Origin of the sequence: Burkholderia sp. WAC0059, assembly GCF_002870125.1 — a bacterium.
GTDB lineage: Bacteria > Pseudomonadota > Gammaproteobacteria > Burkholderiales > Burkholderiaceae > Paraburkholderia.
In genome coordinates this window covers 127,517-142,069 of record NZ_PNEO01000003.1, presented here as the reverse complement: position 1 = coordinate 142,069, position 14,553 = coordinate 127,517, and the positions used below count along the sequence as shown (strand labels likewise).

Here is a 14,553-nt window from a genome sequence, read left to right as displayed (position 1 = left end):
GCCGCGACCCCGATCGGCGCGCGTCCCCGTTCTTTCCGTCCAGTCCTGCATCGTTACGTCCAATCGGGCCAGTCTAGCCGGACCGCATCATCATTAAAAATAATTGTTCCTCATTCTTTAATACCCGAAAGTGTTAAAGGCCGATGAAAACGGGCGTCCGAGGCACCGCTCTTTAAAACAGCACTTGAAAAGTGCCGGATACTGTATAAAAATACAGTCACCTGTTCATTCATACAGTGGCGACATGACCAAACTCACCGCACGGCAGCAGCAGGTTTTCGATCTGATCCGACGCGCGATCGAGCGCAGCGGGTTTCCGCCCACCCGGGCCGAAATCGCCGCCGAGCTCGGTTTCAGCTCGGCGAACTCCGCCGAGGAACACCTGCGGGCGCTGGCGCGCAAGGGCGTCATCGAGCTGGCGGCCGGCGCGTCGCGCGGCATTCGCCTCGTGCCGGGCCCCGACGAGTTGCCCCACCAGTTCACGCTGCCGCACGCGAGCCTGATGCAGCTCTCGCTGCCGCTCATCGGCCGGGTGGCGGCCGGCAGCCCGATCCTCGCCCAGGAGCACATCGCCCAGCATTACGCCTGCGACCCGGCACTCTTCGCCGGCAAGCCCGACTATCTGCTCAAGGTACGGGGCCTCTCGATGCGCGACGCCGGCATTCTCGACGGCGACCTGCTCGCCGTGCAGAAAAAGAGCGAGGCGAAGGACGGGCAGATCGTCGTCGCCCGGCTCGGCGACGACGTCACGGTCAAGCGCCTGAAGCGCCGGCCGGACGGCATCGAGCTGATCGCCGAGAACCCCGATTACGACAATCTCTTCGTCGAGGCCGGCAGCGCGGATTTCGCGCTGGAAGGCATCGCGGTCGGGCTCATTCGCCCGACCGAATTCTGAACGCCGTCTGGAGCCCCTTATGGAACGCCTTGCCCGCCTGTTGCCCTTCCGCCCCTTCGGACGCCTGCGCCATCTGCGCAGCCTCGTGCCCTGCGCAATGCGCGCGGCCGGCGCTCACGTTTCGAAGCCGTCGTTCACCGGTTCGCTGTTCGACGCCGAAGCGGCGCCGATGCCGGCCCTGCCGTCGGCCCAGCCCGCATTCGCGCGCGTGTCGCTCAATAGCGCCCTCAACAGCGAACCGGCCCAACGCGCGCCGGTGCGCGTCTATCACGGGCCGTCGCGCCTCATCATGGTGGGCACCGTCGACGCCGTCTGCCGGATGATCGACCGCTGCATCGCCGAGCAGCAGATGGATCGGCCCGAAGCGCTCGTCCGGTAAGATCGGGCAAGTCCGGCAAAGGCCGGGGTGAATGGCGGGATGAACGACTGCCGCGGCGACCGGGCGCGGTTCGTCACCCGATACGGCCCGGGCATTGTCGCCAGGCAATGCTGTCCGAATACTGCGGATCGTTTCGGCCGGAATGCGGTCAACGTCTATTCCTTATCTCTGCGCTTCGTCCGATGACCGATACGACCGTCCCCGCAAAAAACAGAAGCAAACCGCTGATTGCTGCGCTCGTCGCGATCGTCGTGGTGGCCATACTCGCTTATGCCTATGCGTCGCCGTATCTCGCGCTTTCCCGGATCAAGCGGGCGGCCGACGAGCGCGACGCTGCCACGCTGAACGAGTACGTCGATTACCCGGCGCTGCGCGCAAGCCTGAAAGAACAGATCGGCGCGATGCTCAGAGACCGCCTCGACGCCCGGCACGACGGCAATCCGCTGGCGCTCTTCGGCGCGGTCATCGGCGCGGCGCTGATCGGTCCGCTCGTGGACGTCTATGCGACGCCCGAAGGCGTCGAAGCGCTGCTCAACGGCATGCCGCCGCGCGGCGAGCCCGGCGAGCAACCGGCCGCGCCGCCTGCTCCATCCGCCTCCGCGGCCTCCGCGGCCTCCGCGCCGCCCGCCGCCGGAGCAAGCGAGCCCCCCGCACAAACGACGGCCGGCTATCGCGGCATCAACGAATTCGCCGTGACGTATCGCCGCCGCGAAAACGACAGTCCCTATACCGCGATCCTTGTGCGGCACGGGCTGTTTTCGTGGAAGCTTTCGGCCGTCGACCTCGGGAACTGATTCCCGCCGCTCAGGCGGCCTCGGCCGCCTGCTGCTTCTGCTCGGCCGGCGACGAGCACGCCACGAGAATGCTGCACGACACGCGGTCCAGCAGCGGCGTATTGCCGGCGCCCATCCACCATCGCGACAGGCCCTTGCGGCAGCGGTGCCCGACCACCACGAGGTCCGCGTGGAGTTCGTCGGCCAGATTGGCGATCTCGTCGACCGGATGACCGAACGCGAAGTGTCCCTGCGCCTGGACACCGCGTTCCGTCAGCCAGTCGACGCCTTCCTGGAGAATCTCGCGGGCCGTTTCCTCGAAGCGCCCGCAGGCCACGTCGGTCAGTAGTCCCGCGGTTTGAGCAATGCTCGCGCGCATGTCGACGACGGACAGCAGATGCGTCTCGGCTTTCAGATCCAGTGCCAGATCGGCGCCGCAGCGCAACGCCTTGCGGCCCTCGCGCGAACCGTCGTAGCACAGCAGGATTTTCCGGTAGCTCGCCATGATGCGCTCTCCCCGCCTGCGCAAATGGCAGGCTATGCGGTTTTCATGATGGTGCGCCGCAATTCCGCTGGCAAGCACTGAAAACGCCAGGCCGGCCGGCTCCATGTCCGGCCCCGCGCTGCGTTGCGAAACCCGGCGCCAAACAGTCTCACTTAGCCTCGCTGCCACCCGGTTTTGCCGTTTCCGACCCCGGCGATGCTCTAAAATAAGCCGCTTTACCTGCTCCATTTCTTCCGACGGATATCCCGCCCCGATGCCAGCCGCCGCTATCGAATTCGAACAGGTCGTCAAGCGCTATGGAGACAAAACGGTCGTCGACGGCCTGTCGTTCGAGGTCCGGCCCGGCGAATGCTTCGGTCTGCTCGGACCGAACGGCGCCGGCAAGACCACCACGCTGCGCATGCTGCTCGGCATGACCGCCCCCGACGCCGGCGCGATCCGCCTGTGCGGCGAACCCATTCCCGAGCGGGCGCGCATGGCGCGGGCCCGCGTCGGCGTGGTACCCCAGTTCGACAACCTCGACCCCGATTTCACCGTGCGCGAGAACCTGCAGGTCTTCGGCCGCTATTTCGGCCTGCCGGCCGCCGCGACGCGCGCGAAAGTCGGCCCGCTGCTCGAATTCGCCCGGCTCGAGAGCAAGGCCGACGCGCGCGTGAGCGAACTCTCGGGCGGGATGAAGCGGCGGCTCACGATGGCCCGCGCGCTCGTCAACGACCCGGATGTGCTCGTCATGGACGAGCCGACCACGGGCCTCGACCCGCAGGCGCGCCACCTGATCTGGGAGCGGCTGCGCTCGCTGCTCGGCCGCGGCAAGACGATCCTGCTCACGACGCACTTCATGGAGGAGGCCGAACGGCTCTGCAATCGCGTCGCCATCGTCGAGGAAGGCCGCAAGATCGCCGAGGGCGCGCCGAGCGCGCTTGTCGAATCGGAAATCGGCTGCGACGTAATCGAAATCTACGGCCCGGACCCCGTCGCGCTGCGCGACGAACTGGCCCCGCTCGCCAAACGTACGGAAATCAGCGGCGAAACGCTGTTCTGCTACGTCGACGACGCGCAGCCCGTCCACGCGCGCCTGCAGCAGCGCGCCGGCCTGCGCTATCTGCACCGGCCGGCCAATCTCGAAGATGTTTTCCTGCGGCTCACCGGCCGCGAAATGCAGGATTGAGACGATGCACGACGCCGCTTCATCCCAAGGCAAGAACGATTCCCGCGCCACCAACCGCGGCGACACGACCCTGCCCGCCGCGCTGCCTTCGAACGCGTGCAACTGGATCGCGGTCTGGCGCCGCAATTACCTCGTCTGGCGCAAGCTCGCCCTCGCCTCGATATTCGGCAATCTCGCCGATCCGATGATCTACCTGTTCGGGCTCGGCTTCGGCCTCGGCCTGATGGTCGGCCACGTAAGCGGCGTGTCCTACATCGCGTTCCTCGCGGCCGGCACCGTCGCGTCGTCCGTCATGATGTCCGCGAGCTTCGAATGCCTGTACTCGGGCTTCTCGCGCATGCACGTGCAGCGCACGTGGGAAGCGATCCTGCACACGCCGCTCTCGCTCGGCGACGTCATCCTCGGCGAAGTGGTGTGGTCCGCCAGCAAGGCGATGCTCTCCGGCGCGGCGATCATGCTCGTGGCGAGCCTGCCCGGCTACGCGAGCTTTCCGTCGATGCTGCTCGCGCTGCCCGTCATCGCGCTCGCCGGACTCGCGTTCGCGAGCATCGCGATGATCGTGACCGCGCTCGCGCCGTCGTACGACTTCTTCATGTTCTATCAGACGCTAGTGCTCACGCCGATGCTGATGCTCTCCGGCGTGTTCTTTCCGATCGAGCAGTTGCCCGCCGCCGTCCAGCGCATCACGCTGATGCTGCCGCTCGCCCATGCGGTCGAACTGATCCGGCCCGCCATGCTCGGGCGCCCGTTCGATCACCCGGCGCTGCACGTCGCGGTGCTGGTCGCGTACATCGTCGTGCCGTTCGCGATCGCGACGGTCCTGTTTCGCCGCCGCATGATGCGATGAAGCGCTGAGCGCGCGCGGCGCTCAGTCCTCGTCGTCGCCCCAGGGAATGTCGACGTCGGAGATGAAGGCGACGGTCGCGAACGGACCGCCGTCCTGCCGGCCGAGCTTGCCGTCGGCCCGGTGCCACTCGACGCGGAACGTCGTTCGCGCCGACGAATCGGCCAGCAGACGAACGGTGCGGATTTCCTCGGGGTCCGCGTCCTCGACCGGGTCGTCGAGCGAAACGAGCAGCGCCTGGGGCCAGACGCCGTCCTCGGGATCGTAGATGCGGTCGCCTTCGGGAATCGCCGTATGCGCCTCGACGCCGATCGTTGCCGACGCCTCGACGATCATCTTGCCCAGCGCGCGCAGCACCGTGGTCGCGCGCGACGAGTTGGCTTCCCGAATCGCAAGATCCCCCCGTGTCAGTGCCTGTTCGAGTTTCGGATCGGTCTTTTTCTGCTTTGCCATGCTGTTTCCCGGGTAAGGGCCTTGTCCTGGTCCTGCTGGTCCTGGGCCTTGTCCTGCGCGGCCGGAACTCCCGCCGCGAACGTACCGCCATGCGTGTTTGAATCGTACCACCGCGGCCGACCGCGCTACGCACGCCGTTCCGGCAGCCGGGTGGATTATCGCCGTTCCGGCCGGGACATCTTCGGCAAAAACGGATCCGCCGGCCGGAAAAAGCCACGTTCAGCCGCATGCGCCGGGCCGCCCCGGCGGCTTTCTGCGGCCGTGCCGGCAACGCCTGGAATCAGGGCGCCGGGTTCGGCTGCTGCTCGTGCAACGCGTCGATTTGCGCAAGCACCTCGGGCGAGAGCGTCACGTCGGCGCTGCCGATGTTCTCCTTCAACTGTTCGAGCGACGTCGCGCCGATCAGGTTGCTGGTCAGGAACGGACGGCTGTTGACGAACGCCAGCGCGAGCTGGGTCGGCGAGAGGCCGTGCTGCTTCGCGAGCGCGACGTAGCGCGACGTGGCGGCGACGGCCTGCGGCTTGCTGTAGCGCTGGAAACGCTCGAATTTCGTGATGCGTGCGCCCTCGGGCCGCGCGCCGCCTTCGTACTTGCCGCTCAGCCAGCCGAACGCGAGCGGCGAGTAGGCGAGCAGCCCGATACCGTCGCGATGGCTGAATTCCGAGAGGCCGAGCTCGAACGTGCGGTTCAGCAGGCTGTACGGATTCTGGATGCTGACGATGCGCGGCAGGCCGAGCTTCTCGGCCGCGCGCAGGAACTGGGCGACGCCCCACGGCGTTTCGTTCGACACGCCGATATGGCGCACCTTGCCCGCCTTGACGAACCCGGCCAGCACCTCGAGCGTTTCCTCGATCGGCACCGTATAGGCGTCGTCGACCCACGGATAGGCGCTGCGCCCGAAAGTCATCGTGCTGCGATCGGGCCAGTGCAACTGGTACAGATCGACGTAATCGGTCTGCAGGCGCGCGAGGCTGCCGTCGAGCGCCTCGGTCAGATTCTTGCGGTCGAACTGGTTGCCCTCGCCGCGAATGTGGCGCGGATTGTGCGGCTGACGTGCCGGCCCGGCGATCTTGGTCGCCAGTACGATGCGCTCGCGGGCTGCCGGATGCTTCGCGAGCCAGGTGCCGATGTAGCGCTCGGTGAGCCCCTGGGTTTCGGCGCGCGGCGGCACCGGATACATTTCGGCCGCATCGACCAGCGTGACGCCGTGGTCGAGCGCGTAGTCGATCTGCGCGTGCGCCTCGCTCTCCGTGTTCTGCTCGCCCCACGTCATCGTGCCGAGCCCGATCAGGCTCACCTTGACGTCCGAATCGCCGAGTTTGCGGTATTCCATTGATGCGTTTTCCGTCGTGTGGTTGAGAACGGGAACGTTAACATAGCGGGCGCTTTTTTTCAGCCGGGGAACGGGAGAAAAACACGGCCCCGCCCGGATACCGCCGCAAACGGCCGGCAAACGGAGAAAAATACGGGAGAAAACGGACGAGCGGAGACGGGCGGGCAGCGCCGCCGGGGCCCCTCCCGACGTCAGGCAATGGGCAATGGGGAACGCCGGCCGCGAACCGGAAGCGCCGGCACCCGGCGGTCTCCGACGACGGGTCAGGAGCCCGCCCGCGGACCATGACGGCGCGGGTGCTGCGTCATGCGGTAAGTAATCCAGCCGTCGGTCGTGCCCAGCGCGGGCCAGCCGTTGCGCTTCATGAACTCGATACAGGCGGCGTTTTCGACCTCGACCTCGACGAGCATCTCGCTCTTGATGCTGAACAGCCACTGCAGCGCGGGCCGCAGCAGCAACGCCCAGCGGGCGTGATATTCGGGCAGCACGGCAATGTGCGCGCCCTTGCCGTCGTAGATGATGCCGCCGATCGGCTTGCCGTCGAACTCGAAGCCGATCGACGGACAGTTCCGGTAATAGCGGATGAACCGCTCTTTGGTGACGAGTTTCAGGACGTGCTCGCCCGCGCCGCGATATCGCGGCGAATCCGCGTCGTAAAACACGTCGAGGTCGGCGTGATCGGCAAGCGTCAGCCGGCGCGTCATGCCGGCTCGCAGACGTCCGCGTCGAACGGCATGCCGAGCAGTTGCCGCATGGCCTTGCGCACGACCGGGTTCGGGCTGTCCGCATGTTCCGTCGCGTAGCTGTGCCACGACGGATCCTGGAGCACGTACAGGCACAACGCCTTGAGTTCCGGGGACTGGTCGTCCGGCAGGGTGTTGACGAGCTGCCAGGCCTCGTGCGGCCGACCGCGCCGGATGGCGATCATCACCGGAAAAATCAGCACGCTGCGGGTGGCGGGATGCAGGTCGTGCAGACGCTGCATCAGCGCTTCAGCCTCGTCGGGACGATCGTCCTCGAGGCATTGCGCCAAAGCCTGCACGATGATCGACGCGTCGGTGGAGTCGAACGGATCCATGATGGGGTCTCTGAATAAACGCTGACTTGAAGAAGGCTTCGAGAAACGGGCGATTCCCGTTCGTCTGGAGCGCGTCCCGCTTTGCCGAAGCCATCCCTCCGGACAGGGCGATCGGAGTCGCCTCAAAAAAACGTCAACCGCCGCTGCCGCCGCCGAGGACCTCCTGGACACCGCCTTCGAGCAACGTGGCGGCGGCCCCCTCGGGCGTCAATGCGGCCGCGCTACCCAGCGCCCCCGTAATGCCGGATAGGGCTTCGCCGGGATTGAGGGTGGCGACGCCTTCGACCGCACTTCCGAGATCCTTGACGGCACCTCCGAGGTCGCTTCCGAGGTCCTTGACAGCATTTCCGATAGCCGACATGTCGATTCTCCTTCGTGTGATAAACAGGGTTGAGAAGAAATTGCTGTACGGAATCGACCTGCCAGCCCGTACGCCGCGCACATCGAGATCCTGACGCCAATTTAGCCCGCCCCCCGTCGCATCGACCGGCCCGACGCGAACCCGGGACGTGAAATGCGAAGTGGGGACGCCCTGCGCCTCCCGGAAATGCCGGGCCGCCGTTGCGCGCCCGGCCCCGCCGCCGCGTCGCCCTTCGCGCCGCCCGCCCATATCGTTATCGGAATTTGCTATTTAAGCCGCGCAGCGCCCGGTGATAGGCTCATCCGATTAGTCCGCCCGACAAGGAGCCACCGTGAGCGTCGAATTCATCGGCATGATCCAGCAGCGCAAGGTCTCGGAAACGCATCTCCCGCAGGGGCCCGCGATCGACATCGACTACGTTCGCGCATTCGCTCAGGCCCACGAGCAGGCCGGCTTCGACCGGATTCTCGTGCCGCATCACTCGACGGGCCCCGACGCGACGCTGACGATCGCCTACGCGGCCAGCGTGACGACGCGCGTGAAGTTCATGCTCGCGCATCGTCCCGGCTTCGTGGCGCCGACGCTCGCGGCGCGCCAGCTCGCGACGCTCGATCACTTCTGCGGCGGCCGCCTCGCCGTGCACTTCATCAGCGGCGGCAGCGACAGCGAGCAGCGCCGCGACGGCGACTTCGCCGACCACGACGAGCGCTATGCGCGCACCGACGAATACCTGCAGATCCTGCGCCGCGTCTGGACCGAGCGCGCACCGTTCGATCACGCGGGCCGCTTCTACCGCTTCGAGCAGGCCTGGTCCGAGGTCAAGCCGAAGCAGCAGCCGTACGTGCCGATCTACTTCGGCGGCGCCTCCGCGCCCGCCATCGAGGTGGCCGGCCGGCACGCGGACGTGTATGCGCTGTGGGGCGAATCGAAGCAGCAGGTCGCCGGGCTGATCGCGCAGGTTCGCGCGTCGGCCGCGAAGCACGGGCGCACGGTGCGGTTCTCCGTGTCGTTCCGGCCGATTCTCGCCGACACGGAAAAAGCCGCCTGGGAGCGCGCCGAACACATCCTGCAGGAGACGCGGCGGCTGCGCGCCGGGCAGGGCCTCGGCGCCGGCAATCCGCAGCAGAGCGAAGGCGCGCGCCGGCTGCTCTCGGCGGCCGGCGACGGCGTGCGCGCCGACGAGCGGCTCTGGACCGCCGTCGCGAAGGAAATCGGCGGGCGCTCGAACTCGACCGCGCTCGTCGGCACGCCGGCCCAGGTCGCGCAAACGCTGTCCGAATACCACGCGCTCGGCGTCACGACGTTCCTGATCCGCGGCTTCGACCCGCTCGAGGACGCGACCGACTACGGACGCGAACTGATCCCCGCGACGCGCGAGCTGACCTCGCGCGAGCGCGCCGCGGCCTGAACCGCAGCATCGATCCACGGAGTTCACCGACCATGAGCACGCTCCTCTCCGCCGTGCGCGACGCCGATTTCCGGCACGCGCCCGTGCACAAGTTCTGGTTCGACGACGAAGCGGGCACGCGCACGCTCGCCGAAGAACGCCGCCATCGCCAGCAACGGCTCGCCGGCGCGTTCCGGCTGTTCGGGCGCTACGGCTTCGGGCTGGGCCTCGCCGGCCACATCACCGCGCGCGATCCCGAATGGACCGACCACTTCTGGGTCAATCCGCTCGGCCTCGATTTCGGACGCATCCGCGTGTCGGACCTGCTGCTCGTGAACCATCGGGGCGAGATCGTCGTCGGCGACGGGCCCGTCAACCAGGCCGCGTTCGCGATCCACGCGGCGATCCACACGGCGCGCCCCGACGTCGTGGCCGCCGCGCACACGCACTCGGTCTACGGCAAGGCCTGGTCGACGCTCGGCCGCCGGCTCGATCCGCTCACGCAGGACGCCTGCTCGTTCTACGAGGACCACGGGCTCTATGAGGACTTCCACGGCGTCGTGCTCGACACCGACGAAGGCGCGCGCATCGCGGCCGCGCTCGGCAGCGCGAAAGCCGTGGTCCTGAAGAACCACGGCATCCTGACCGCCGGACCGAGCGTCGAGGCGGCCGCGTGGTGGTACATCGCGCTCGAAAACGCCTGCCAGACGCAGTTGCTCGCCGAGGCGGCCGGCAAGCCGCAGCCGATTCCCCACGACGTCGCCGCGCTCACGCACAGCCGCGTGGGCCGGCCCGGCGGCGCCCGCTACGCGTTCGACAGCCTCTACGCGGGCCTCGTCGAAGCCGAACCGGAGCTGCTCGACTGATGACGCGTCAACGCCAACCGTTAAGGCAGTTCGTCGGCGCCATTGCCGACATCGTCGACGGCATCGACGCGCAGCACGACGAGCCGCGGCTTCTCGAACAGGGCCGGGACGCGCTGCGCGAACTCGTGCGCGTCGACAACTGGCTGCCCGACGCCTACGCGCAACCGTCGCCCGAACGCTACCAGCAGTTCCTGCTCTTCGCGGACGCCCGCCAGCGCTTCTCCGTCGTCAGCTTCGTCTGGGGGCCGGGCCAGCGCACGCCCGTGCACGACCACACCGTCTGGGGCCTCATCGGCGTGCTGCGCGGCGCCGAATACTCGCAGTCCTACGCACGCAACAACGACGGCACGCTGCGCGAGGACGGCGCCGAAATCCTGCTCGAACGCGGCGCCGTCGAAGCGGTCTCGCCGACCGTCGGCGACATCCACCGCGTGCGCAACGCCTACGACGACCGCGTCTCGATCAGCATTCACGTCTACGGCGCGAACATCGGCGCGGTCCGCCGCTCGGTCTGGCCCGAAGGCAAACCGGAGAAGCTGTTCATCTCCGGTTATTCGAACGACACCCTCCCGAACTTCTGGGATCTCAGCAAGGAACCTCAAGCGTCATGAAGTCATTTCCGCAGCGCACGTACGAGGACGTGCGCGAAGCGCTGCTCGCGCGGCGCGAGATCGCGTTGCTGGACGTGCGGGAAGAAGACCCGCACGCGCAGTCCCATCCGCTTTTCGCCGCGAACTTTCCGCTCGCGAAGATCGAGCTCGACGCCGCGACGAAGCTGCCGCGCCGCAACGTGCCGATCGTGCTGCTCGACGCCGGCGAAGGCTTCGCCAGGCGGGCCGCCGAACGGCTCGACGCGCTCGGCTACACGAACGTCGCGCTCTTCGCGGGCGGGCTCGACGGCTGGGTTCGCGCGGGCGGCGAGGTGTTTCGCGACGTGAACGTGCCGAGCAAGGCGTTCGGCGAGCTCGTCGAGGCGCAGCGGCACACGCCGTCGCTGCCGGCCGACGAGGTCGAGGCGTTGATCCGGCGCGGCGAGGACGTCGTCGTGCTCGACGCGCGCCGCTTCGACGAATACCAGACGATGAACATTCCGGGCAGCGTCAGCGTGCCCGGCGCCGAACTCGTGCTGCGGGCCCGCGCGCTCGCGCCGGACCCGGCCACGCGCGTCATCGTGAACTGCGCGGGCCGCACGCGCAGCATCATCGGCACGCAATCGCTCGTCAACGCGGGGCTGCCCAATCCGGTCGCCGCGCTGCGCAACGGCACGATCGGCTGGACGCTCGCCGGGCAGACGCTCGAGCACGGCAGCGCGCGCCGCTTCGACCCGCAGGCCGGCCGCGACGGCACCGCGCTCGCGCAGTCGGCCGGGGCTGCCCGCGCGCTCGCGGACCGCGCCGGCGTCGGCCGCGCGACGCTCGCCGCCACGACCGCCTGGGCCGCCGACGCGACGCGCACCACGTACCGCTTCGACGTGCGCACGCCCGACGAATACGAACGCGCGCATCTGCCCGGCTTCCAGGGCGCGCCCGGCGGCCAGCTCGTGCAGGAAACCGAGATGTTCGCGCCCGTGCGCGGCGCACGCGTCGTGCTGTTCGACGACGACGGCGTGCGCGCGAACATGACGGCGTCGTGGCTCGCGCAGATGAACGTCGAGGTCCACGTGATCGACGACGCGAGCGCGGCAGACCTGAGCGCGGCCGGCCCATGGAAAGCCGAACGGCCGGCGCCGCCGCAATCCGGAACGATCGCGCCGCAAGCCCTCGCCGCGCTGCTCGCCGATCCCGCGAACGGCGTCGTCGTGCTCGATTTCACGTCGAGCGCCAATCACGTGAAAGCCCACATTCCCGGCGCGTACTGGACGCTGCGCTCGCGGCTCGCGCCCGGCTACGACGACCTGCGCGCGCTGCCGGACGCGCAGCGTTACGTCGTCGCCTGCGGGACCAGCACGCTGGCCGCCTATGCGGCGCCCGAGGTCGCGACGCTGACGGGCAAGCCGGTGCAGGTGCTCGAAGGCGGCACCGCCGCGTGGGTCGCGGCCGGGTTGCCCGTCGAGGCCGGCGCGGACCGCCTCGTCTCGCCACGCATCGACCGCTACCGGCGCCCCTACGAAGGCACCGACAGCGCGCGCGAGGCGATGAACGCCTACCTCGAGTGGGAATACGGGCTCGTCGCCCAGCTCGGTCGCGACGGGACGCACGGCTTCTTCGTGATCTAGCCTGGCCCATTCATTCGCCCATTCATCGACGGGAAAACGCTCCATGTTTCGTCCTTTCACGGGCGCGCGCGCCGTCGCCCGGCGCCGCCCGTCCCGCCTGTCCGCCCTTGTATCCCTTCGCGCCGGACGGTTCGCGCTCGCGCTCGCCTGCGCGTTGCCGCTCGTCGCGCTGCCGGCCGCGGCGCGGGCCGAGGACACGCTGAAGGTCGGCGACCAGCAGTTGCAGTTGCGCGGCGTCCTCGAAGCGTCCGGGCAGTTGAAGAACGTGCCGTACCGGATCGAATGGTTCAACTTCCCCGCGGCGCAGCCGCTCGGCGAAGCGCTGAACGCCGGGGCGGTCGACGTCGGCGGGCTCGGCGACGCGCCGATGATCTTCGCCTACGCGGCCGGCGCGAAAATCCGCGTCGTCGCCGCCACGCGCTCGACGCCGACCGATCTCGCCATCGTCGTGCCGTCGAACTCCCCGATCCGCGGTCCCGCCGACCTGAAGGGCAAGCGCATCGCGACTACGCGCGGCTCGATCGGCCACTACCTCGCCATCGCGACGCTCGAACGCGCGCACCTGAAGCTCGCGGACGTTTCCTGGTACTTCATGCAGCCGGCCGACGCGCGGGCCGCGCTGGCCTCGGGCACCGTCGACGCGTGGTCGACCTGGGACCCGTACGTCGCGCTTGCCGAGGCCCAGGACCAGAACCGCAGCGTCGCGAACGGCGTCGGGCTCTCGTCCGGGCTGACGTTCGAAGCGGCCACGAACGAGGCGATCCGCACCAAGCCCGCGCTGATCGCCGATTTCGTGAAGCGCATCGCCGCCGGCGAACGCTGGGCGCTCGCGCATCCGGAGGAAGTGGCACAGATCCAGTCCCGCGTGACGGGCCTGCCCGCGAACGTGCTGACGACTGTCTACGAGCGCGCGCAGGCGCATCCCGTCGCGATCGACGACGCGGTGATCGCCGAGCAGCAGAAAACGGCCGACCTCTATCACCGCGCCGGCGTGATCCAGACGCCGCTCGACGTCGCGCCGAGCTTCGCGCGACAGTTCACGACCGGCATGCATTGACGGACGCCCCCCGGAACTGGAGACCGCGATGACCCACCCGCCGTCCGACGAGAACTTCACCGATACCGCTCGCGACGCCGGCGCCATCGCCGCGCTGCGCGACCTCGACAGCGCGGAAGCGACGCGCTGGCTCGACGCGCTGACGGTCGAGTTCGCCGCCAGCGCCGCCGAACTCGACCGGGGCCCGCACTTCCCCTACGCCAATCTCGCGCGACTGCGCCGGGCCGGACTGCTCTCGCTGACGGTGCCGCGCGCGCTGGGCGGTCACGAGGCGACGCTGCCGCAGACGCTGAAAGTCGTCCGCGCCGTTGCGCGCGGCGAGCCGTCGACGGCGCTCATCCTGCTGATGCAGTGCCTCTACCACCTGCGGCTGCAGGCCAATCCGAACTGGCCCGCCGAACTCCGCGTGCGCTTCGCGAAGGAGGCGGTCGAACACGGCGCGCTGATCAATTCGCTGCGCGTCGAGCCGGAACTCGGTTCGCCCTCGCGCGGCGGGCTGCCCGCCACCGTCGGACGGCTCGACGGCGACCACTGGGTCCTGAACGGCAGCAAGCTCTATTCGACGGGTAGCCCCGGGCTCACGTGGTTCGCGGTATGGGGTCGCACGGACGAGGCCTCGCCGCGCGTCGGCACCTGGCTCGTCCGCCGCGGCACGCCGGGCGTGCGTTTCGGCGCGCCGTGGAATCATCTGGGCATGCGCGCGACCGGCAGCCACGAGGTGATCTTCGAGAACGTGCGCGTGCCGGCCGGGCTCGCGGTCGATCTTCAGCCGCCCGGCCCCGGTGCCGGCACGGACCCGATCACGTCGATGTGGATGAGCGTGCTGCTGCCGGCGATCTACGACGGCGTCGCCCGCGCGGCGCGCGACTGGTTCGTCGGCTGGGTCGCGCGGCGCGTGCCGTCGGGCCTCGGCGCGCCGCTGTCGAGCCTCGACGGCTTCCAGCAAACCGCGGGCCGCATCGACGCGCTGCTGCTGAGCAACCGCCTGCTGCTCGACTCGGCCGCCGCCGGAGGCGTCACGCCGGCCGAAGCGCCGGCGATCAAGTACCTCGTGAGCCGCAACGCGATCGACACCGTCGCGCTCACGCTCGAAGCCAGCAGCAATCCGGGATTGAGCCGCGACAACCCGCTGGAACGCCACCATCGCGACGTGCTGTGCTCGCGCATCCACACGCCGCAGAACGACGTCGTGCTCGGCAATCTGGGGCGAGCGGCCTATGCGGCGGCGTTGTAGCGGGT

General features: G+C 68.6%; 17 protein-coding genes. 11 read left to right on the top strand and 6 right to left on the bottom strand.

Annotation, left to right across the window (positions count from 1 at the left end; all coding sequences use genetic code 11):
* Window positions 1-244 precede the first annotated feature (244 nt).
* The 3 genes from lexA to CY652_RS04285 all read left to right on the top strand — a co-directional run bounded on the left by lexA (window position 245) and on the right by CY652_RS04285 (window position 2,068).
* Window positions 245-895, top strand: coding sequence for a transcriptional repressor LexA (lexA, locus tag CY652_RS04295; RefSeq protein ID WP_102129470.1), 651 nt, complete (start codon window positions 245-247; stop codon window positions 893-895).
* Window positions 896-914: 19 nt separating this feature from the next.
* Window positions 915-1,274: a hypothetical protein gene (locus CY652_RS04290; protein WP_102129469.1), complete on the top strand. Its 360-nt coding sequence runs from the start codon at window positions 915-917 to the stop codon at window positions 1,272-1,274.
* A gap of 182 nt (window positions 1,275-1,456) precedes the next feature.
* Window positions 1,457-2,068 (top strand): DUF2939 domain-containing protein, encoded by a 612-nt coding sequence (locus CY652_RS04285; RefSeq protein WP_102129468.1) that lies wholly within the window; start codon window positions 1,457-1,459, stop codon window positions 2,066-2,068.
* Between the two features lie 10 nt (window positions 2,069-2,078).
* On the opposite strand, the gene CY652_RS04280 is transcribed toward CY652_RS04285, so the two are convergent.
* Entirely contained in the window at window positions 2,079-2,552 is a 474-nt protein-coding gene (locus CY652_RS04280; RefSeq protein ID WP_102129467.1) for a universal stress protein, read from the bottom strand.
* A 253-nt stretch (window positions 2,553-2,805) separates the two neighbouring features.
* On the opposite strand from CY652_RS04280, the gene nodI reads away from it, so the two are divergent.
* Together nodI and CY652_RS04270 are read left to right on the top strand one after the other, a co-directional pair.
* Window positions 2,806-3,720, top strand: coding sequence for a nodulation factor ABC transporter ATP-binding protein NodI (gene nodI / locus CY652_RS04275; protein ID WP_102129466.1), 915 nt, complete (start codon window positions 2,806-2,808; stop codon window positions 3,718-3,720).
* Entirely contained in the window at window positions 3,716-4,567 is an 852-nt protein-coding gene (locus tag CY652_RS04270) for an ABC transporter permease (RefSeq protein WP_374703626.1), read from the top strand. Before nodI ends, CY652_RS04270 begins: the two co-directional genes overlap by 5 nt.
* A 21-nt stretch (window positions 4,568-4,588) precedes the next feature.
* Here the strand turns inward: CY652_RS04270 and CY652_RS04265 are convergent, their stop codons facing one another.
* The 5 genes from CY652_RS04265 to CY652_RS23815 form a co-directional block, all read right to left on the bottom strand.
* Window positions 4,589-5,017 carry a hypothetical protein gene (locus CY652_RS04265; RefSeq protein WP_102129464.1) on the bottom strand — a complete coding sequence of 143 codons (429 nt, stop codon included), beginning with the start codon at window positions 5,015-5,017 and terminating at the stop codon, window positions 4,589-4,591.
* Window positions 5,018-5,297: 280 nt separating this feature from the next.
* Window positions 5,298-6,350: an NADP(H)-dependent aldo-keto reductase gene (locus tag CY652_RS04260; protein ID WP_102129463.1), complete on the bottom strand. Its 1,053-nt coding sequence runs from the start codon at window positions 6,348-6,350 to the stop codon at window positions 5,298-5,300.
* A gap of 263 nt (window positions 6,351-6,613) precedes the next feature.
* Window positions 6,614-7,054 carry an N-acetyltransferase gene (locus CY652_RS04255; RefSeq protein ID WP_102129462.1) on the bottom strand — a complete coding sequence of 147 codons (441 nt, stop codon included), beginning with the start codon at window positions 7,052-7,054 and terminating at the stop codon, window positions 6,614-6,616.
* Window positions 7,051-7,428 carry an HrpB1 family type III secretion system apparatus protein gene (locus CY652_RS04250; RefSeq protein ID WP_102129461.1) on the bottom strand — a complete coding sequence of 126 codons (378 nt, stop codon included), beginning with the start codon at window positions 7,426-7,428 and terminating at the stop codon, window positions 7,051-7,053. Before CY652_RS04250 ends, CY652_RS04255 begins: the two co-directional genes overlap by 4 nt.
* Before the next feature lie 133 nt (window positions 7,429-7,561).
* Window positions 7,562-7,789, bottom strand: a complete 228-nt coding sequence (locus tag CY652_RS23815; RefSeq protein ID WP_146010025.1) for a hypothetical protein — start codon at window positions 7,787-7,789, stop codon at window positions 7,562-7,564.
* A gap of 331 nt (window positions 7,790-8,120) precedes the next feature.
* Between CY652_RS23815 and CY652_RS04240 the strand changes: the two genes are divergently transcribed.
* The 6 genes from CY652_RS04240 to CY652_RS04215 are packed head-to-tail and all read left to right on the top strand — an operon-like array spanning window position 8,121 to window position 14,548.
* Window positions 8,121-9,197: an LLM class flavin-dependent oxidoreductase gene (locus CY652_RS04240; protein WP_102129459.1), complete on the top strand. Its 1,077-nt coding sequence runs from the start codon at window positions 8,121-8,123 to the stop codon at window positions 9,195-9,197.
* Window positions 9,198-9,229: 32 nt separating this feature from the next.
* Entirely contained in the window at window positions 9,230-10,042 is an 813-nt protein-coding gene (locus CY652_RS04235) for a class II aldolase/adducin family protein (protein WP_102129458.1), read from the top strand.
* Window positions 10,042-10,653 (top strand): cysteine dioxygenase, encoded by a 612-nt coding sequence (locus CY652_RS04230; protein WP_102129457.1) that lies wholly within the window; start codon window positions 10,042-10,044, stop codon window positions 10,651-10,653. Before CY652_RS04235 ends, CY652_RS04230 begins: the two co-directional genes overlap by 1 nt.
* A complete protein-coding gene (locus CY652_RS04225; RefSeq protein WP_102129456.1) occupies window positions 10,650-12,257 on the top strand; it encodes a rhodanese-like domain-containing protein in 1,608 nt (535 codons plus the stop codon). The genes CY652_RS04230 and CY652_RS04225 overlap by 4 nt, the downstream gene beginning before the upstream one ends.
* A 43-nt stretch (window positions 12,258-12,300) precedes the next feature.
* Entirely contained in the window at window positions 12,301-13,314 is a 1,014-nt protein-coding gene (locus CY652_RS04220; RefSeq protein WP_102129455.1) for an ABC transporter substrate-binding protein, read from the top strand.
* 28 nt (window positions 13,315-13,342) lie between these two features.
* Window positions 13,343-14,548: an acyl-CoA dehydrogenase family protein gene (locus tag CY652_RS04215; protein WP_102129454.1), complete on the top strand. Its 1,206-nt coding sequence runs from the start codon at window positions 13,343-13,345 to the stop codon at window positions 14,546-14,548.
* Window positions 14,549-14,553 lie beyond the last annotated feature (5 nt).

What these genes read in the sequence shown, in the direction of transcription:
- CY652_RS04230 (WP_102129457.1), top strand. Translation starts at nt 10,042, where the DNA reads ATGACGCGTCAACGCCAACCGTTAAGGCAGTTCGTCGGCGCCATTGCC.
- CY652_RS04235 (WP_102129458.1), top strand. Translation starts at nt 9,230, where the DNA reads ATGAGCACGCTCCTCTCCGCCGTGCGCGACGCCGATTTCCGGCACGCG.
- nodI (WP_102129466.1), top strand. Translation starts at nt 2,806, where the DNA reads ATGCCAGCCGCCGCTATCGAATTCGAACAGGTCGTCAAGCGCTATGGA.
- CY652_RS04220 (WP_102129455.1), top strand. Translation starts at nt 12,301, where the DNA reads ATGTTTCGTCCTTTCACGGGCGCGCGCGCCGTCGCCCGGCGCCGCCCG.
- lexA (WP_102129470.1), top strand. Translation starts at nt 245, where the DNA reads ATGACCAAACTCACCGCACGGCAGCAGCAGGTTTTCGATCTGATCCGA.
- CY652_RS04290 (WP_102129469.1), top strand. Translation starts at nt 915, where the DNA reads ATGGAACGCCTTGCCCGCCTGTTGCCCTTCCGCCCCTTCGGACGCCTG.
- CY652_RS04280 (WP_102129467.1), bottom strand. Translation starts at nt 2,552, where the DNA reads ATGGCGAGCTACCGGAAAATCCTGCTGTGCTACGACGGTTCGCGCGAG.
- CY652_RS04285 (WP_102129468.1), top strand. Translation starts at nt 1,457, where the DNA reads ATGACCGATACGACCGTCCCCGCAAAAAACAGAAGCAAACCGCTGATT.
- CY652_RS23815 (WP_146010025.1), bottom strand. Translation starts at nt 7,789, where the DNA reads ATGTCGGCTATCGGAAATGCTGTCAAGGACCTCGGAAGCGACCTCGGA.
- CY652_RS04225 (WP_102129456.1), top strand. Translation starts at nt 10,650, where the DNA reads ATGAAGTCATTTCCGCAGCGCACGTACGAGGACGTGCGCGAAGCGCTG.
- CY652_RS04265 (WP_102129464.1), bottom strand. Translation starts at nt 5,017, where the DNA reads ATGGCAAAGCAGAAAAAGACCGATCCGAAACTCGAACAGGCACTGACA.
- CY652_RS04215 (WP_102129454.1), top strand. Translation starts at nt 13,343, where the DNA reads ATGACCCACCCGCCGTCCGACGAGAACTTCACCGATACCGCTCGCGAC.
- CY652_RS04255 (WP_102129462.1), bottom strand. Translation starts at nt 7,054, where the DNA reads ATGACGCGCCGGCTGACGCTTGCCGATCACGCCGACCTCGACGTGTTT.
- CY652_RS04250 (WP_102129461.1), bottom strand. Translation starts at nt 7,428, where the DNA reads ATGGATCCGTTCGACTCCACCGACGCGTCGATCATCGTGCAGGCTTTG.
- CY652_RS04260 (WP_102129463.1), bottom strand. Translation starts at nt 6,350, where the DNA reads ATGGAATACCGCAAACTCGGCGATTCGGACGTCAAGGTGAGCCTGATC.